Origin of the sequence: Herbaspirillum seropedicae (assembly GCF_001040945.1) — a bacterium.
GTDB classification, from domain to species: Bacteria; Pseudomonadota; Gammaproteobacteria; order Burkholderiales; family Burkholderiaceae_D; genus Herbaspirillum; species Herbaspirillum seropedicae.
In genome coordinates this window covers 2,249,824-2,267,525 of the sequence record NZ_CP011930.1, presented here as the reverse complement: position 1 = coordinate 2,267,525, position 17,702 = coordinate 2,249,824, and the positions used below count along the sequence as shown (strand labels likewise).

The 17,702-nt window shown below is 64.9% G+C and carries 13 protein-coding genes; 1 reads left to right on the top strand and 12 read right to left on the bottom strand.

The annotated features are described in order from the left end of the window. Window positions 1-9: 9 nt before the first annotated feature. The 6 genes from ACP92_RS09980 to ACP92_RS09955 all read right to left on the bottom strand — a co-directional run bounded on the left by ACP92_RS09980 (window position 10) and on the right by ACP92_RS09955 (window position 7,397). On the bottom strand, window positions 10-873 hold the full coding sequence (locus ACP92_RS09980) for a hypothetical protein (protein WP_013233992.1): 864 nt from the start codon (window positions 871-873) through the stop codon (window positions 10-12). Between the two features lie 7 nt (window positions 874-880). Continuing rightward, the gene (locus tag ACP92_RS09975) at window positions 881-2,257 is read right to left on the bottom strand and encodes a UDP-glucose dehydrogenase family protein (protein WP_013233991.1); all 1,377 of its coding nucleotides are present in this window, start codon (window positions 2,255-2,257) and stop codon (window positions 881-883) included. 96 nt (window positions 2,258-2,353) lie between these two features. Continuing rightward, window positions 2,354-3,256, bottom strand: a complete 903-nt coding sequence (locus ACP92_RS09970; protein ID WP_013233990.1) for a beta-1,6-N-acetylglucosaminyltransferase — start codon at window positions 3,254-3,256, stop codon at window positions 2,354-2,356. A 59-nt stretch (window positions 3,257-3,315) separates the two neighbouring features. After that, on the bottom strand, window positions 3,316-4,731 hold the full coding sequence (locus tag ACP92_RS09965; RefSeq protein WP_013233989.1) for a mannose-1-phosphate guanylyltransferase/mannose-6-phosphate isomerase: 1,416 nt from the start codon (window positions 4,729-4,731) through the stop codon (window positions 3,316-3,318). A 271-nt stretch (window positions 4,732-5,002) separates the two neighbouring features. Next, on the bottom strand, window positions 5,003-6,220 hold the full coding sequence (locus ACP92_RS09960; protein WP_232284925.1) for a WecB/TagA/CpsF family glycosyltransferase: 1,218 nt from the start codon (window positions 6,218-6,220) through the stop codon (window positions 5,003-5,005). Beyond that, complete coding sequence (locus tag ACP92_RS09955) at window positions 6,207-7,397, bottom strand: glycosyltransferase family 2 protein (protein ID WP_013233987.1); 1,191 nt, start codon at window positions 7,395-7,397, stop codon at window positions 6,207-6,209. Before ACP92_RS09955 ends, ACP92_RS09960 begins: the two co-directional genes overlap by 14 nt. Before the next feature lie 277 nt (window positions 7,398-7,674). Between ACP92_RS09955 and ACP92_RS09950 the strand changes: the two genes are divergently transcribed. After that, entirely contained in the window at window positions 7,675-9,045 is a 1,371-nt protein-coding gene (locus ACP92_RS09950; RefSeq protein ID WP_048348531.1) for a hypothetical protein, read from the top strand. 78 nt (window positions 9,046-9,123) lie between these two features. Here ACP92_RS09950 and ACP92_RS09945 read toward each other — a convergent pair whose 3' ends face one another. From ACP92_RS09945 to epsG, 6 genes are all read right to left on the bottom strand, one after another. Continuing rightward, a complete protein-coding gene (locus tag ACP92_RS09945) occupies window positions 9,124-11,112 on the bottom strand; it encodes an acyltransferase family protein (protein WP_013233985.1) in 1,989 nt (662 codons plus the stop codon). Window positions 11,113-11,206: 94 nt separating this feature from the next. After that, on the bottom strand, window positions 11,207-12,319 hold the full coding sequence (locus ACP92_RS09940; RefSeq protein WP_232284924.1) for an acyltransferase family protein: 1,113 nt from the start codon (window positions 12,317-12,319) through the stop codon (window positions 11,207-11,209). After that, complete coding sequence (locus ACP92_RS09935; RefSeq protein WP_013233983.1) at window positions 12,316-13,575, bottom strand: glycosyltransferase family 4 protein; 1,260 nt, start codon at window positions 13,573-13,575, stop codon at window positions 12,316-12,318. Before ACP92_RS09935 ends, ACP92_RS09940 begins: the two co-directional genes overlap by 4 nt. A 23-nt stretch (window positions 13,576-13,598) precedes the next feature. After that, window positions 13,599-15,035, bottom strand: a complete 1,437-nt coding sequence (locus tag ACP92_RS09930; protein WP_013233982.1) for an O-antigen ligase family protein — start codon at window positions 15,033-15,035, stop codon at window positions 13,599-13,601. A gap of 43 nt (window positions 15,036-15,078) precedes the next feature. Continuing rightward, a complete protein-coding gene (xrtB, locus tag ACP92_RS09925; RefSeq protein ID WP_013233981.1) occupies window positions 15,079-16,722 on the bottom strand; it encodes an exosortase B in 1,644 nt (547 codons plus the stop codon). 22 nt (window positions 16,723-16,744) lie between these two features. Further along, a complete protein-coding gene (gene epsG / locus ACP92_RS09920; RefSeq protein WP_013233980.1) occupies window positions 16,745-17,626 on the bottom strand; it encodes a chain length determinant protein tyrosine kinase EpsG in 882 nt (293 codons plus the stop codon). Window positions 17,627-17,702 lie beyond the last annotated feature (76 nt).

Sequence of the window (17,702 nt, the reverse complement as noted above, 5' to 3'; positions counted from 1 at the left end):
CCGAAGCCATTATGCGACCTTCCTTTCTTCGGCAAAGCCGTAGCGGCCTATCATGGCCGCGATCTGCGTATCGTTGTAGCTGCCGGTGAGATTGTCTTCCCACAGGGCGCAGGCCTGGGAACCGTCCCAGCAATGGAAATAGCTGTCCCGGTTGACCGAGGGCGCGCGCCGGAAGCGTGCGCCATTGCGCCGCGCCATCCACCAAAACCAGATGTCATCGCCGCGCGGACACAGGCGCATGAACTCGTCCTGCTCCAGCACCTGGGCATCGAGCACGCCCGGCGCATACAGCACGCCGCCAATGCCGGTGGGGAAATGCAGCGCATCGGCGCCGTATTCACGGATGGAATGCTCCCACTCGTTGTAGGGCAGCGGCAATCCATCGGCGCCCAGCCGGATGCGGTGGACGCGGTGGGCGATGACTTCCTTGCGCTCTGGCTCATAGGCGTCCACCAGCTCCTGCAGCCAGTGACGCCAGTAATGCACGTCGTCATCGGCGGTGACGATGATGCTCCTGGGATCGCTCTGCAATTGCGGGATCAGCTTCTTGTAGGAGCGCAGGTCGTCGCAGGCCTTGATTTCCAGGCCATGGCGCGTTAGGTCGGTCACGCTGGCCGGCAGCTTGTCCATGTCCTGGTGCGCGATCCAGAGCACGATGCGCGCCGGCGCATAGCTTTGCGCCAGCAGCGACATGAGCGTCAGGTGCAGCGTCGGAAAGCGCGGCGGATACGAGGTCAGCGACACCACCACACCACTGTCGGCCTGGCGGCGCGCCGCGAAGCGGCGGCCATTGAGCAGCCAGTTGGCCTGGAACTTGAGGAAGAAGCCAGCGGTGGGAAAGAGCCTGGCATCGGCGCGCAATCGCTTGAGCATCACCGCCTCACTTGGGACGCTTGGAAGGACGGCCGATGGCGTGGTATTCCACACCGAGGCGCGCCATGGTCACGGGCTCGAACAGGTTGCGGCCATCGAAGACCAGCGGCTCTTTCAGCGCGGCCTTGACGGCGGCGAAGTCCGGGCTCTTGAAGGATTTCCATTCGGTCACGATGACGACTGCATCGGCCCCTTCCAGCGCTTCCATGGCCCCGCCGGCATAGTGCAGGTCGGCCTCCTTGCCCGGCAGATCGGCCAGATCCAGGGCGAAGGCATGGCGCGCTTCTTCCATGGCCACCGGATCATAGACTTGCACCTTGGCGCCACGCTGCAGCAGTTCGCGCACGATCACGCGGCTGGGTGCAGCGCGCATGTCATCGGTATTGGGCTTGAAGGCCAGGCCCCAGACCGCGAAGGTCTTGCCGGAGAGATCTTCGCCCAGGCGCGCCACGATCTTCTTGAGCAGCACCTGCTTCTGCTTGTCGTTGACGGACTCCACCGAGCCCAGGATTTCCAGTTCCTGGCCATGCTCGCTGGCCGTGCGCGCCAGCGCCTGCACATCCTTGGGGAAGCAGGAACCGCCATAGCCGGTGCCGGCATAGAGGAAGCTGAAACCGATGCGCGGGTCCGAACCGATGCCCTTGCGCACATGTTCGATATCCACGCCCAGGCGGTCGGCCAGGTTGGCCAGTTCATTCATGAAGGAGATGCGGGTGGCCAGCATGGCGTTGGCGGCGTACTTGGTGAATTCGGCCGACTTCACGTCCATGTAGAGGATGCGTTCGTGGTTGCGGTTCAGCGGCGCATACAGTTCGCGCATCACCTCGCGCGCCTCGGCGCCGGCCGCGCCCTCTTCCACGCCGATGACGATGCGGTCCGGGCGCATGAAGTCTTCCACCGCCGCGCCTTCCTTCAAGAATTCCGGATTGGAGACGATCATCGCGTCCAGCTCGCCGCGGCCACGCGCTTCCAGTTCAGCGCGGATGGCGGCCTTGACCTTCTCGCCGGTCCCCACCGGCACCGTGGACTTGTCCACCACGATGCAGTTGCGTTCCATGTGGCGGCCGATGTTGCGGGCGGCCGCCACCACGTATTGCAGGTCGGCCGAGCCATCTTCATCCGGGGGCGTGCCCACTGCGATGAATTGCACCTCGCCGTGGGCCACGCTGGCGGCCACATCGGTGGAGAAGATCAGGCGGCCCGAAGCGCGGTTGCGGGCAATGATTTCCTTCAGGCCCGGCTCATAGATGGGCACGCCGCCGCTGTTGAGGATCTCGATCTTGTTGCGGTCCACGTCCAGGCAAAAGACCTTGTTACCCAGTTCAGCCAGGCAGGCGCCGGTGACGAGACCGACGTAGCCGGTCCCGATGACGGTGATATTCATGCGTTTCCTTTCAGCTCCTCGGAGCAGAGCAAGTTTTTACAGCGATCTAAGACTGATGCGCGCCGGTTTGATTCCCGGCGCGCAGCATTAATGTCGTCAAGCTGCACTGGCGGATGTGAGGGCTCCGCTCTGATCGATGGTGTGCAGCAATGTCTCCTCGCCTTCCCTGAACTTTCTGGCAAAAAGCACAGGCCCTGCCCCGTATAGCCGGCTGTCGTCGATGAAGCCGCCGGCCTTGAGCCGCTGATAGATCTCAGCGGTCATGATTTCCGGATTGGCGCGCCCTTCCACCCAGTAGGTGTAGGTCAGGTTGCGCCGTATCCTGCCCTTGAGATCCGAATTGGAAAGGATCGTCTGGAAATAGGTCTCGTCCGGGCAATAGGAGTTGACCAGGAAGCGATAGATCTCCGGCCGCCGACGATGGAAATCCAGGATCACCGTGCAGGCCGCATGCGTGAGCGCCCACCAGGTCGAACCACCGTGCGGCACCAGCTTGCCGAACAGACCCGCGATATGGCGCGGCGGCACCTTCAGGCCCAGCTTCCACCACAGCTTCATGAACAGCTTGCGCGGCAACGGATCGGCCGCGCTCGGGCAGTAGGTGGTGATGCGGCTCATCGGCTTGCTGGGACTACCCAGCGGCACGCTGTTGATGAACTCGATGTGCGCATTGTCGGCAAAGAATCCTTCGATCTGCTCGGCGCCGAAGAGCGGATAATCCGAGCCACTGATGAGCACGTAGCGGTCGAAGGGCCCGGCCTGCACGGCGCTGGAAATCAGTTCCAGGATCGCATCGACCTGGGAAATCTCGCCCCAGCGCACGTCATGGCGGCGCGCCGTGAATTGCACATGCTCGCGCTGCAGGCCCGCATAGGCCGCCGCGTCGGACTTCGCATCCAGATGGATGAAGAAGCGGGCGCGGCCACTGTCGAGCTTGTCGATGATGCGTGCGGTATGGTGAGGCGTATTGTGGATCAGCAGCAGATAGGCGATGTTCATGGATCGTAATCTCTAGGTCCGCTACGCCGGCGCGTCTACCGGTGCATCAGCGACATGGCTCAGGCACGCTTGTAGACGTCGTCGAAGCGGACGATATCGTCTTCGCCCAGGTAGCTGCCCGACTGCACCTCGATCAAGTGCAGCGGCAGCTTGCCGGGATTTTCCAGACGGTGGGTCACGCCGATGGGCAGGTAGATCGATTCGTTTTCGCTGAGCAAGGTGACTTCCTCACCCCGCGTGACCAGCGCCGAACCACTCACCACCACCCAGTGTTCGGCCCGGTGATAATGCATTTGCAGGGACAGCTTTTCGCCTGGCTTGACGATGATGCGCTTGACCTGGAAGCGATCGCCGGCATCCACGCTCTCATAGCTGCCCCACGGACGATAGACACGCTTGTGGTGAATATGTTCGCTGCGTTTCTTGTCCTTCAACTGATCGACCACGCCCTTGACGTCCTGGGCCTTGTCCTTGTGCGCCACCAGTACGGCGTCATCGGTCTCCACCACGATCAGGTCCTGCAGGCCCAGCACCGCCACCATGCGGCTCTCGGCGCGCACCAGCGAGTTGGACACGCCATCCAGGTAGACATCGCCACGGGTGACATTGCCCTGGGCATCGGCTGGCATGACTTCCTGCAAGGCGCTCCAGGAGCCCACGTCGCTCCAGCCGATATCGGCCGGCACCACCACGGCGCGGCGGGTGTTTTCCATGACCGCATAGTCGATCGATTCTGCTGGCGATGCGCCAAAGGCGGCTTCGCCCAGGCGGCAGAAATCCAGGTCGGTATAGGCCTTGGCCACCGCGTCCTTGACCGCTGCGGCGATGAGCGGGCGATGCAGTTCCAGTTCTTCCAGATAATCGCGGGCGCGCAGCAGGAACATGCCGCTGTTCCAGTAGTAACGGCCATCGGCCACGAAGCCCTGGGCGCGCTCCAGGTCCGGCTTTTCCACGAAGCGTTCGACGGCGAAGTTGCCGGTGTCGCCGTGGGCGGCGCCGCGCAGGATGTAGCCATAGCCGGTTTCCGGCTTGCTGGGCGTGATGCCGAAGGTCACCAGCGCGCCCTGCTCCACCGAGCGCATCGCTGCGCGCACGGCCTCATGGAAGGCCTCGCGGTTAGTAATGACGTGGTCAGCCGGCAGCACCAGCATGACCGCGTCGGGGTCCTGGCGCATCAGCTGCAGGGCCGCGGCCGCCACCGCCGGCGCGGTATTCTTGCCTTGCGGCTCCAGCACGATGGCATGGGGGCGCACATCCATCTCGCGCAATTGCTCGGCGATCATGAAGCGGTGCTCGTTGCCGCACACCACCAGGGGAGCCAGCGCTTCCGGCCAGGCGCACACGCGCGCCACCGTTTCCTGCAGCATGGTCTGCTCGCTCACCAGCGGCAGCAGCTGCTTGGGATAGGCGGCCCGCGAGAGCGGCCACAGGCGGGTACCGGCGCCGCCGGAAAGGATGACGGGATAGATCTTCATGATGGACTCTCTTCACTGGCTGGAGCGTGGCGGGCGGCGAGGGTTGCCGGCGCGGCTGGCGCTCTGTTGTTTGAATTCTTTGTCACACGGAAACTTGTTGCCCTACGCCACTGCAATTTGCTGCAAGGCAGTCCTGGTGCGGTGTTGCGCTGTGCAGGCAGTGTACTAGAACGCCCTGCCTGCGACCAGTTCAGGCGCGCCGCGGCCAAGCCGTCCGGGGCGAAAGAACTGACGATGACTGACCTTTTCTGCACCATGGCTGACTCCACGTTCAGGCGCGCGCCTGCAACAGATAGTCGGCGCAATGCAGCGTGATCTGTCGCCGCAACGACGCCGAGGCATTGATGATGGCCCAGGGCCGTCCCCGCCGTACGCAATCGCCATACAGCAGCATCAGCTGCGCCAGCGCCGCGCTGTCGATGTACTGCAAGCGGGTGCAGTCCAGCACCAGGGGCGCATCGCCCTGTGCGGCCTGGGCCAGCACCGGGCGCAGGCGCGCCAGATTGGCCTGGCCCAGCGCGCCGGAAAACAGCAGCTCGCAATCGCCGCCATCCAGGCGGCAACGGATCTCGGCTTCGTCCAACAGTGCCGCTGCAGGACGATGGCGGCGGCTCTCCCAGATGCAGGGCAGCACGCGCGTGGCCAGCAGCCGCAGCAAGGCCATGCCGTCGTCGAAGTAGCGCCGCCACAGCTTGGGTTCTTCCTTGATGCGCCACAGCCATTCCAGGCCGGTCTTCTGCGCCCAGCGCGGTGCACGCGACACCGTGCCGGCGACGAAGTTGACCACCGCGCCCAGATGACTGACCACCGGCGCGCGCAGTTGCACCAGGTTGTGCTGGATCCAGGCCTGCCCCTTCTTGGCGCCCAGCGCCACCACCAGGAAATCGGCGCGGCTGTCATTGATGTGCGCCAGGGCCTGCGGCGGGCTCATCTCTTCGATGCTGCCAAAGCCGGGCGAGGCGTAACCGACGCTGCGCAGACCGGAGGGGGTGGCATTGAGTTTTTCGTCCGCTGCCTGCGCCACGCCGGGCGGGCCACCGAAGAAATACACGCGCAGCGGCGCCTGGCCATTTTCCATGCGCTGTTCGCGCAGTGCCTGGAAGAGGCTCGATCCGGCCACCCTCTCCTTGATGGGCAGACCCAGGGCGCGGGCGATCCAGACCAGCGGCATGCCATCGGCAATGGACAGGTCACTCTGGATGACGGAATGGCGAAACGCTGCATCGTCCAGGCAGGCCACCGCGAAATTGAGATTGGGCGTGGACAGGAAGCAGCGACGACGCTCGCTGGCGGCGCGCTGCAGGATGCCTGCGGCCTGTCCCAGGCTGACACGGTCGAACGGCAGGCCGAGGATGCTCCAGACATCGCGCTGGAAATCCGGTGCGCCGGCGATGACCTCGCCGGGCGCTTCGCGGGGAGCGGAAGACGACGCCGGTTCACCCGCGCGCGCCTTGATTTCCGACTTGATATTGACGTTATTCTGAATCACGTTTGGACCTTACCCATTCGACTTGCCGGTTGAACATGAACTTGCAATACAAGGGCAGCTTGCGCGCCACGTAAGCGAAAGCAGCGCCCAGTTCGCGCAGGCTGATGACGTCGCGGCCGAAACCCGACCAGGCCAGCAGCACCGCCGCAGCGATCGCCGCCACGATCAGCGTGGCCAGCAGGCAAGCCGCCAGCCAACCGGTCAGCACGGCCACGAGTGCGCTCACCACCCACGCCCCGCCAGCCATCATCACCAGCAAGGCCAGCGGCGGCACGCACAGGTCCAGCGCCAGTCCGGCCAGTGCACCCTGCCCCGACGCCAGCGCCCCGCCCAAGAGGCGCGGCACGTAGGAAAGGATGACGCTGAGGTGGCCATGCTCCCAGCGCGTGCGCTGCGTGGCGGCGCCGCTGTCGCTGCTGGGGAAATGGCTGTAGACCATGGCGTCGGGGCAGAACAGCGGCGCCTGGCCGGCGCGCGCCAGGTCCACACCCAGCTTCATGTCTTCGACGATGTGGCCGGTGGCCAGGTCGGCCTGGCCGATCTGCTGCCAGGAAAACGCCATGCCGGTGCCCATCAGCTGGCACGGCAGGCCCAGCTTGTGCCAGCCCAGCGGGCGCACCAGGTTCTTGACCACCCAGGCGAACTCGGCGATCTTGCGCCGGCTGCCCGCGCCCGCCGGCGCATGCATCAGGTACAGGGCCTGCACCGGGCGGCCACTGCGCCAGCACACCCGGGCGATGCGCTCCAGCGCGCCCGCGCCCAGCAGGCAATCGGCATCAACCACGATGAGCACCTCCGGCGGATCAGCGGCCAGGTGGCGGATGCCATGATCGAGTGCATACCCCTTGCCGCGCAGTGTGTCGTGGAAGCGTTCGCTCACTTCTGCACCCGCATGGCGCGCGATATCCGCAGTGGCATCGCTGCAGTTGTCGGCCACCACCAGCACGCGATCGCCCTCCTGCAACTGTCGCCGTATCCCGACAATGACTTCGGCAATGCCGCCGGCCTCATTGTGGGCCGGCACCAGCACGGCCATGCGCGGACGCTGCGGGCTCTCGGCCACAGGCTGCGGGCCCGCCCAGCGCGCTGCCAGCACCTGCACCAGCAGCACCGCTGCGGGAATGGCCAGGACCAGCAGGGCCAGCATCAACAGAATTTGCAATAGCAGGATCATCATCAAACTTTCTTGGTCTCAGACCTCATCGGCCGCCTTTTGGAGAGTTCATCCTCAAAAAGATTCCGCACGATATTTACTAACAATTGTGAAGAGCATTTCCATGGCATTCATTGCCACACGACCACTATCTTCATAGCGAAAAAACTCTATACTGCAGCTCATGGCCATTCGCGATAGCGTCAGAAAAACTAACAAATACGGTCCTTCACCTCATCCTCACACTCACCTCAAAGGAATGATGATGCAAGTTCGCACCCGCCCACCACGACTTCTTCCCATGCTGGCCATGCTCGGCGCGCTGTACGCCGCCATGCCGGCCCAGGCCGACGATTGGGGCACATACCGCAAGCCCTTCGCCGCCGATTCGCTGTGGAACAGCCGGCCCGTCAATCCCAGCTTCGCGCCGGATGTGATCCCGACCTCTACCTACTTCCCGGCCATCAACGCCGGCGCCTATTCCACTGGCGTGTTCCTGGCCTCGCCGCAAGATCCGCCGGTCACGGTCACGGGCGCAGCCGGCAGCAAGGGCCTGCTCATCACCGACGAAGAGGGCTACCACGACATCACCATCCCGCACTGGCCGGCTTCGGTGAAACCGGCGTCCGGCTCGGACGGCCATGCCGACATCGTCGACCCGACCACCAACATCATCCATTCCTTCTGGCAGTTGAAGCAGGTCGGCACCCAGTGGACCGCCGCCCAGTACTCCTGGACCAAACTCGATGGCCGCGGCTGGCCCGATCCTGCGCACTACTACCAGGGCGCGCGCGCCACCGGGGTGCCTGCCTCGGGCGGCTTGATCCGCACCCATGAGGTGGAACAGAAACCGGCCTACTACCCGCATGCGCTGGCCATGTCACTGACCTTCAACGGCCTGTCGGCCAACCCGACCTATGTCTTCCCGGCCACCTCGGCCGATACCAATGCCGCCAAGCTCAACAGCGGCGCCTTCCCGGAAGGCGCGCTGGTGATGCTGCCGCCCGACTTCGACACCAGCAAGCTGACCGATCCCGAGCTGCGCCGCGTGGCCGAGACCTTGAAGCGCTACGGCGCCTACATCGTCGACGCCAACACCGGCACACCCTTTGCGATCTATGTCGAGATCGGTGCGTCCTACAACCTGCATCCCAATGGCTGGAACAACACCGCCGCCAGTGAACTGCAAGTCATCCGCGCCGCCCTGCGCCGCGTGACCGGCGCCAGCGGCTGGGTCGATGGCAACGGCAACAGCTTCACGCCCAACCAGAACCTGAACATGCTCTCCATGCGCGGCAACTGGACCCAGCAATCCGGCAGCACCCTGGGCAAGTACAGCTCCTGGGACCAGGCGGTGGTCTTCCCGGCCTCCAGCAGCGTCTCCGAGGTGGTCAACTACGCCAACCGCGGCATCGCCGGCATCAACTGGGCCAAGCCGGTCACTGGCCGCAACTACAAGCTGACCGCCCGCACCACTGGCGGTGGCAAGCTGCGCTTGCTGGTGCAGGACCAGGCCACCGGCAAGGCCGCCTTCGACAGCGGCTACCTCGACAACGGCCAGAGCAAGACCTTCACCTGGACCGCCACCAAACCAGCGCTGGCGGTCTATGCCCGCAGTGGCGGCAGCGGCCAGCCTTCCACCGTGGGGGCCGAACTGATCAGCGCCGACTGAGGCCGCCCGCACTTCCCGCTGGCCTCAGCGCCCCGCCCTCTCACGAGCGCGGGGCTTTTCTTTGCTCTGCTTGCCACTTCACGGCTGCGCCGCCGGCAACAAGCCGCGCCGCTGCATCTCGGCCAGCAACAGGCGCGACGCCGCCAGGCTGATGTGCTGGTTGTCGTTGTACAGATAGGCCTCACCCAGCTTGGCCTGGCATTTGCCATCCGGACAGAACAGGCCCTGCGGGTCGAAGAAGACCGCGTCCGGATGCGCGCGCTGCAGGGCCGCCACCGCTGCGTCATAGTCGCGCCGCAACGCTTGGTGCTCGGCTTCGGTATAGGCGCAGTCACGCGCCTGGCCGTCGCTGAAGCGGTTCACGCAGGCATGTGGATCGAGCTTGAGGTAAGGCACGTCGGGCATGAAGACGACCTTCTTGCCTTGCTTGCGGAAGGCCTCGATCAGCGCCCCATAGCCCGACAGGAAAGCCTCACGCTTGCTCAGCGCGCGCCCGTCCTGCTGGTATTCGGATGGCTGCGAGAGGTCGCCACGCGGATAGGCGCCACTGATGACCACGGTATCGATGGAAGGCAGCTTGCCCGCCACCGCAATGGCTTCATTGGCGATGGCCGTGCAATTGTTGGCCCAGCGCAGCAGATGGGTCGGCGTATAGGGCAGGTTGGGATAGACACGGCAGGCATGGCCAGCCACCATCATGGCCGGCATCTTGACGTCGCCCGAGAAGATCGCCGAATGCAAGGCCATCACGTGGCTGTCACCCACGAACAAGGTGCGCGGCGCGGCCGAGTTGGACAGGCAGACTTCTTCATCCACGCCCTCCATGCCATTGAAGCGCGCGCAGCTGCCATCGGAATTGCGCGAGCCTTCGAAGACATCGCTCTGGGTCAGGTAATCGAGCTTGCCATTGATGGCGCGTTCATCGAAGCCGCCCTTGAGGTAGATCGCCAGCCCGCCCAGGCCCACGGCCACATTGATGGCCAGCAGTACCAGCACGGTGCGGCTGCGGGTGGAACCGCGCAGCGGACGTTCGATATAGCGATAGGTCAGCCAGGACAGCAGCAGCGCGCCCAGCACCGCCGCGGCACGCCATTCGGCTGGCGCGCTCTCGCCCTCGATGATGGTGGCAAAGGCCAGCAGCGGCCAATGCCACAGGTACAGCGGATAGCTCACCAGGCCCAGCGCCACCATGCCCTTGCTGGCCAGCACGCGGCGATTGAACCAGGCCCCCGGTCCCGCCGAGAGCAGCAGGAAGGCGCCCAGCGACGGCAGCAGCGCCCACCAGCCCGGGAAGGCGCGCGCACCATCGAGCAGGGCAAATCCGGCCACCAGCAAGGCTGCACCCAGCCAGGCCTGCAGGTTCTTGTAGCCGCGCGTGAGGTCTTGCCGGTGCAGGTTGATATAGGCCAGCGCACCGCCGATCATCAGTTCCCAGAAACGCGCCAGCGGCGAATAGAAGGCCGCGCTCTGGTCATGGCCGATGAAATAGAGATTCACCCCGAAGGACAGCAGGCCGATCACGCCCATAATGCCCAGGAAGCCCCAGCGGCGCTTCCAGACGAAGGCCAGCAGCAGCGGCCAGAACAGGTAGAACTGTTCCTCGATGGCCAGGCTCCAGAGGTGCAGCAACGGCTTGGTCTCGGCAGAATTGTCGAAGTAGCCGCTCTCGCGCCAGAACAGGAAATTGGAAATGAAGGTGGAGCCGCCGAAGAGGTGCTTGCCCAGTTGCTTGTATTCATCGGCGAAGAGCACGAACCAGCCCGTCACCAGGCACAGCGACATCACCGTCATCAAGGCCGGGAAGATGCGGCGCACCCGGCGCACATAGAAATCGACGATGGAAAAACGGCCATGTTCCAGGTTCTTGAACAGGATCAGCGAGATCAGGAAACCCGAGATCACGAAGAAGATGTCCACGCCGATGAAACCGCCCGCAAACCATTCCGGGAAGGCATGGAAGATCACCACCGAGCCCACGGCGACCGCGCGCAGGCCATCGATGTCGGGCCGGTAGGCCGGATGCAAGGACGGCGCTGCGCCCGCGCTGAGCGCATGTTCCCCTGCCATCCCCCCCGGGCGGCGTGGGTGGGGTGCCGGTGGTCCGGCGTCATTTTTCTTGGTCAAGAACACGTATAGGCTTCCTTATCGGTTCGGATCGGGATCAACGGAAACGCGCGCGCAGCATGCGCAGCGGCGCATCGATGCAGCGGTCCACCGCCATGGCGAACAGCAGCGAGAACACGGCGGCCACGGCGATATTGACGGCAGCGTTGTGCGACACCCAATCCACGTTGCTCAACAGGATTTCGTGCGAGAGATAGATCGAATATGAATAGATGCCGATGCGCTGCACCCAGCGCAAATTGAGCAGGCGGAACGGAAAACTGTGCGGATGCGCCACCGAGTAGAAGAACAGCGGCATGAGCGCCAGCCCCTGCACGCTATAGCGCAGGGTTTCGCGAAACACCTCATCACGCACCGCCAGCGACAGCAACAACAGCAGCACGCCCAGCGTCACGCCGCCCACGCGCACGGCCGGCTTGTGCAGCGCTGCGTAGACCGCCGGCGGCAGCTTCAGCGTGGCCAGGATGCAGCCGAACAGGATGGAATCGATGCGCGTGTCGGTGGCGTAATAGGTGCGGTCCATCGATGCGTCCCCCAGCAACACCAGGCCGTAGCGCCACAGCAGCACCAGCAGGCAGAGTCCGCCCAGGTAGAGCGGGATCTTGCGGCGGTCGGCCTTGTGCATCAGGAAGATGAACAGCGCCGGGAAGACGAAGTAGAAATGCTCTTCCACCGCCAGCGACCAGAACACCCCGGTGCCCTGCGGCAGCGTATGGCCAGGGTCGAAGAAAAGCACGTAGTAGTTGGCGAAGTAGAACAACTGGGCCAGGAAGCCCGACCAGGAGGCGTCGCCAGTGAAGATGCCCAGCCAGGTGAGCGTATAGGTCAGCACCAGCACCAGCAACAAGGGCGGCGTCAGACGCAGCAGGCGGCGCAGGTAGAAGTGGCGTACGTTGACGCTGTCGCTGCGGTCGAACTCGCGCACCAGCAAGGTGGTGATGAGATAGCCGCTGAGGAAGAAGAAGATGGTCACGCCCAGTCCGCCGGGCACGATGCGGCCCAGGCCGGCGTGGCTCAGGAAGACGATGGCGATGGCCAGCGCGCGCCAGCCATCCAGCGAAGGGATTTCCTTGTGCTGGGTATGGACCATGCCCAGGGCGCGCCACTCCTGGGCGCTGCCGGCGGGAGAGAGGCTGCGGGCCAGCGTCATCGGGTCCCTCCTGCGGGTGCGGCCAGGCCCAGCGCCTGCGGCTGCGGGGCCAGGTGGGCGTTGAACAGGCGCGCCAGCTTGGCGGCCTCGACATTGACCGAATGCCGTTCCACCGCGCGCAACTGGGCCGCCTGCCCCATCGCCGCCAGTTGTTCGGGCGTGGCTTGCAGGCAGGCTTGCATGGCGTCGGTCAGGCGTTCGATGTCGCCGGCCGGGAAGAGCCAGCCGTTTTCTTCATGGATCACCAGCTCGGGGATACCGGCGATGTAGGTGGTCAGCACCGGGCGGCGCAAGGCCATGGCTTCCATGATCACCACCGGCAAGCCTTCCGCAAAGCTGGGCAAGACCATGGCGCGTGCAGCCAGCAATTCCTCGCGTACCTGCGCGCTGCTGATCCAGCCGGTGATGCGGATGTGTTGCTGCAGGTCGTGATGGGCAATGCGCTCTTCGATCTGGGCGCGCATCTCGCCATCGCCGGCCAGCACCAGTTCGAAGGCCACGCCGCGACGCATCAGTTGCGCCGCTGCCTCCACCAGCAAGAGCTGGCCCTTCTGCTCGCACAGGCGACCGATGCAGACCAGGCGCAGGGCGATCTGCGGTGTGGTGGGCGCACCGGCGTAGAAGGCGCGCTCCAGGCCGCAATGGACGATGGCGACCTTGTCCCAGGCGCTCTGCTCCACCCAGCGGTACAGCTGGCTCTGGCAAAACGAAGTGATGGCCACCGTGAACGCCGAACGGCGGATCTTTTCGTCCAGGCCCAGGGCCTGGGGCTTGTCGAACTCTTCCGGGCCATGCACGGTGAAACTGTAGGAAGGCCCGCCCAGGCACTGCGCCAGCATGACGATCTCGGCCGAGTTGGTGCCGAAATGGGCATGGATATGGCGCACCCCTTCAGCGGCGCACCATTGCGCCACCTGCGCGGCTTCGGCCAGGTAGGCCAGGTGATAAGGCAACCCGCGCTCGCCGCGCCGGGCCATCTTCAGGGCCAGGCCAAGGGCGGCCAGGAAGCGTCCGGGCGCGGCCGTGAGCTGGCGCAGCAAGGGCGCGAGCAATCCCGCCATGCCCCGGCGCAGCACATAGCGGGTGCGGCCGAGTTCGGCGCGGTCATCGTCATCGACGATCTCGGCATCCCAGCCGCGCAGCGCGATGCGCACGACCTCGAAGCCCTGGGCTTCGACCGCGGCGATCTCGCGGCGGATGAAGCTGTGGCTGACCTTGGGATACTGGTTGATGAAATAGGCGATTTTTGTCGGCATGTCGTGTCGTGCGCAATGCGCGTTCAGTTCGAGGGTTCCGGATGGCGCAGTCCCGGCATGGCGGCGCGATGCAAGGGACGCGCCTTGCGCTGGCGCAGTTCTTCCTGCCAGGCTTCGCTGTTCATGTAGACCGAGCAACCCATGCCCAGCAACAGCCAGAAGTACCAGTTGAAGGCCAGGTAGGACAGCAGGTTGTCGGAGGCCGAGACGACCAGGTATTCGACCAGGGTGCAGATGAGGATGACCGCGCCCAGGCGGTCCAGGCGATAGAGCTTCATCAGCTTGCGCAGCACCATGTAGAAGATGCTCAGGTAGGCCAGCATGCCGATGAGACCGGTATCGAAGAACCACTGCACGAACACGCTGTGCGCGCCCCATTTGGTGGTGCCGGCCAGCGGGAAGAAGGTCTGCGAGTAATACGGGAAGGATTCCACGCCATAGCCGGTCAGGTAGTGCGAGGGCGACATCCACTTCAGGCCCGACTCCCACAGGTAGACGCGCCAGGCAAAGGAATTGAGCTTGGCATAGGTCTGCACGGTGTTGCCGCTGTCGAGCTGCATCACGCGCTCCTGCACGCTGGGCACCAGCATGGCCAGCATGGGCAGGATGGCCAGGTAGATCAGGTAGCGCCGCTCGAACATCAGGCCATACAGCAGCATGAGCATGAAGGAGGCGATCCAGGCGCTGCGCGTCTGCGTCAGCAGCAAGAGCACGAACAGCAGCAGCATGTAGCCCATCAGCGCAAAGCGCTTGAACTGGGTCAGCCGGAAGAAGGGGCTCTTGAGCACGTACAGCCCCAGCGAAATCACCAGCGTCAGGTAGAAGGCCAGGATGTTGGGGTGGCCGAAGGTACTCTGCAGGCGGAAGTTGGCCAGCCCGCCGCGGCCATAGAGACCGGTGGCGACAATGCCATAGAGGGCCGGCACGATGGAAGAAGCGATCATCAGCTTGACCATGCTGCGGAAATCCTCGGGCGTGCGCACCACGTAGAAGGCGCAGACGAAGACGGCGAAGTAGGAGCACAGCGAGAGCACGATCTTGATGGCGGCCACGCGATCGGGCGAGATCAGCACGCCCGCCGAGGCGACGGCCAGCAGCACCAGCCAGGGCACGGCCATCCAGCGCGGCAGCTGCTTGGGCTTTTCCACCACGAAGAGGAAGGCGATCAGGATGATCAGGCCATTGATGGCCGCACCCAGGCCCATGCCGCCCCCCACCCGGGTCGATTCGAGCACGATGTCGCCCGAGGCGCGGAACAGGAAGATCAGCAGCAGCAAGAGCTTGCGGTTGAACAGGAACAGCCCGCCGAGCACGAACAGCGCCGGCAACGCCGCCAGGCGGCCGACGCTGTCGCCCAGCAGCGCGATGGCCACGGGCAAGGCCATGCCGACCAGGATGGAGACCAGGACGGCGGCGGCCAGCAACAGCCATTGGCTGCGATCGAGGGAATATCGTTTCATGCTTGCATCCTCTGCACGGGGCCAGGAGAAAATTCAGATTGCATCAGGCCGGCAACAGCAGGCCTGGATTGTTCTTGCGCAGCGCGGCTTCGAGGTCTTGCAGGAAGCCTTGCTGCAGGGCGAAGGCGGCGTCTTGCCCGGATGGATCACTGATGAGGCTGGAGGCGCGCACCAGGATGCCGTCGGCGATACGGCCTTGCATGCCCTGGCGGAAGATCGTCAGGCGTGCATCCAGGCCGCCGACCGGCAGTGCATCGCCAATGCGCGTCCAGTAAGTGACCGGCTCCATGCGGTCGCCGCTGCGGGCCAGGAAGCGCCGCCCTTCGATGGTCTTGCCGTCGGCAGCACGCATGGACAGTGGCTGTTGCCCGGAGAGCGTGAAGCCCTGCGCCACATAGCAGACCTCGGGCGGATGGATCTTGACGTCCTGCATCTGCTCGCGGGCGTAGGCCAGCGCCAGCATGACCTGCTGGCCGCGGCTGTTGACGTAGGTGCGGGCGATCTCGTCGTCATAGGGCTGCTCGGCGGTGCGGCCGGTGCCTTCCTGCAAGGCCGTGCTCACCTGCAGATAAGGCGAGGGCACCATGCGCCAGTCGCCGAAGCGCTGCGGCAGGAAGGTCGCAAACGGCGCGGTCTTGGCGACGCTCTCCTGGTGCGGCGCCAGCGCATACGCCGCACCCACGGACACCAGCATGCCGCCAGCCAGCACCGCAGCCACCGGCAGGCGCAGGGCAAACAGGCCGTCCTGCCGCAACGGTGCAGCCGGCTGGCGGCGCACCGGCGCGGCCGGCAGCGCCCTGCCCCGCCCGCGCGCCAGCTGCACGGCGATCCAGCGCAACAGGCTGTCCATGCCGATGATCAGGCCGAGCGCCACGAAGAACAGCAGCATGCCCGCAAAGCCATGCAGGAAGCCCTGCCCGGCGGCATCCCCGAGGTAGTAGGTGATCAGCGCCAGCACCACCACGCGCACCGTATTGGCGGTGAAGGAGATCGGTACGATCAGCAAGGCCAGGAGCGTATTGCGCACCAGCGAGGGATGCCGCACCAGGTTCATGTACAACAGACCCAGCGCTTCCAGCGTGAACAGCGAATTCAGGCCCGCGCAAGCGTCGGCCACCAGCAACTGGTAGGGGCCGATGCTGATGATCACGCCGCTGCGCGCCACCGGATAATCGAGCCACTGCAACAGATGCTGGGCCGCATAGGACACGCCTATCTTCAGCGGCTGGGTCAGCACGTCCACCACCGAGGCCGGCAGCGGCACCATGAAGAGCATGAAGAAGAAGGCGAACCACAGGCGGCGGCAGGTCTTCACGCCATACACCAGCAAGACGATGCCCACCAGGATGGGAATGAGCGAACCGGCCTCCATGAACAGCACCGTCTGCGCCCGGCCCAGGGCAAAGCACAGCAGGCCCAGCAGCACCATGAGGCTGCCCGCCAATGGCGCGGGCTGGCGCTCGATCAGGCCCGCATCGCGCAACTGGCGGATACGCACGCCCAGGTAGACGCAGGCCACCACCAGCACGATAGGGCCGTGGGCATTGCGTTCGCTGCCCCAGACCCCGTGCAGCAGGTCCACGAAGCTGGGCACGTACATGGCCGCCAGGCCGAGCGCGACCAGCAGCCAGGACAGCGGCCCAGGGCTGCGCTCCTGCGGGGGATTGAGGGTCTGTTCCAGGCTCATGACGGACGTGTCTGCGCCGGGCTCAGAACTCGTTGAGCACGCTACCCACCACCATCACGCGGGCATCGGCCAGGCGGTCGGTGAGGCTGCGCACGGCGCTCATGTGGCTCACGTTCTTGCGCACCACCATCAGCGCTGCACCGGTACGCCCTGCCACCATCTGACCATCGGCGCAGTCGCCGCCGGCGGGCGTGTCGATGAGGATGACGTCGTAGCTGGGCGCGAGCTCCTGCAACAGTTGCGCGAAGGGTTGGCGGCCCAGCAGTTCCTGCGGATTGGGCGGGGTCGGGCCGGTGGGCATGACCGACAGGTCGATCAGGGCGGGAATGCGCTGGATGGCTTCGGCCGCCGTGGCGCGCCCGGCAATCACGCCGGACAGGCCATTGCGGTTGTCCAGCCCGAACAGCTCGTGCTGGCGCGGGTGGCGCATGTCGGCGTCGATCAGCAGGGTGCGCTCGCCCAGTTGCGAGAAGACGACGGCCAGATTGGCCGCCAGGAAGCTGCGCCCTTCCCCGCGCGCCGGGCTGGTGATGGTCAGGGCCTTGTGGCCGAGATCGGCGTCGAACCAGCGCAGCATGAGCTGGCTGCGCAGCGCGCGCAGGGTTTCCACTTGCGCGCTGAAGGGATTGTAGGCGGCGACGACGGCTTCGCTGACCTTGCTCTCGCCCTTCATCAGGTAGGGATAGTCGAACTGGCGCGAGAGGGCCTGGTCGATATCGGCCTGGGTCAAGAGGCCCAGCTGGATGGCGGCGTCACCGAAGCGCATGCCGCGCTCGCGCTGCAGGCGCAGGATGCGTTCGGCCTTTTCCGGAGTGAGCTTGCCGACGTCGATGAGGATCGCGCCGATGGAACGGTTGGGCAAGCTGTCTTGTTCCTTGCTGTGGATGAGAGTGACGGTATCCATGGAGTGACCTTTACATAGGAAGCGGTAACGATCCGGCCAGCCTCGGCTGACCGGTACGAAGATGGGCGCGGTTCAG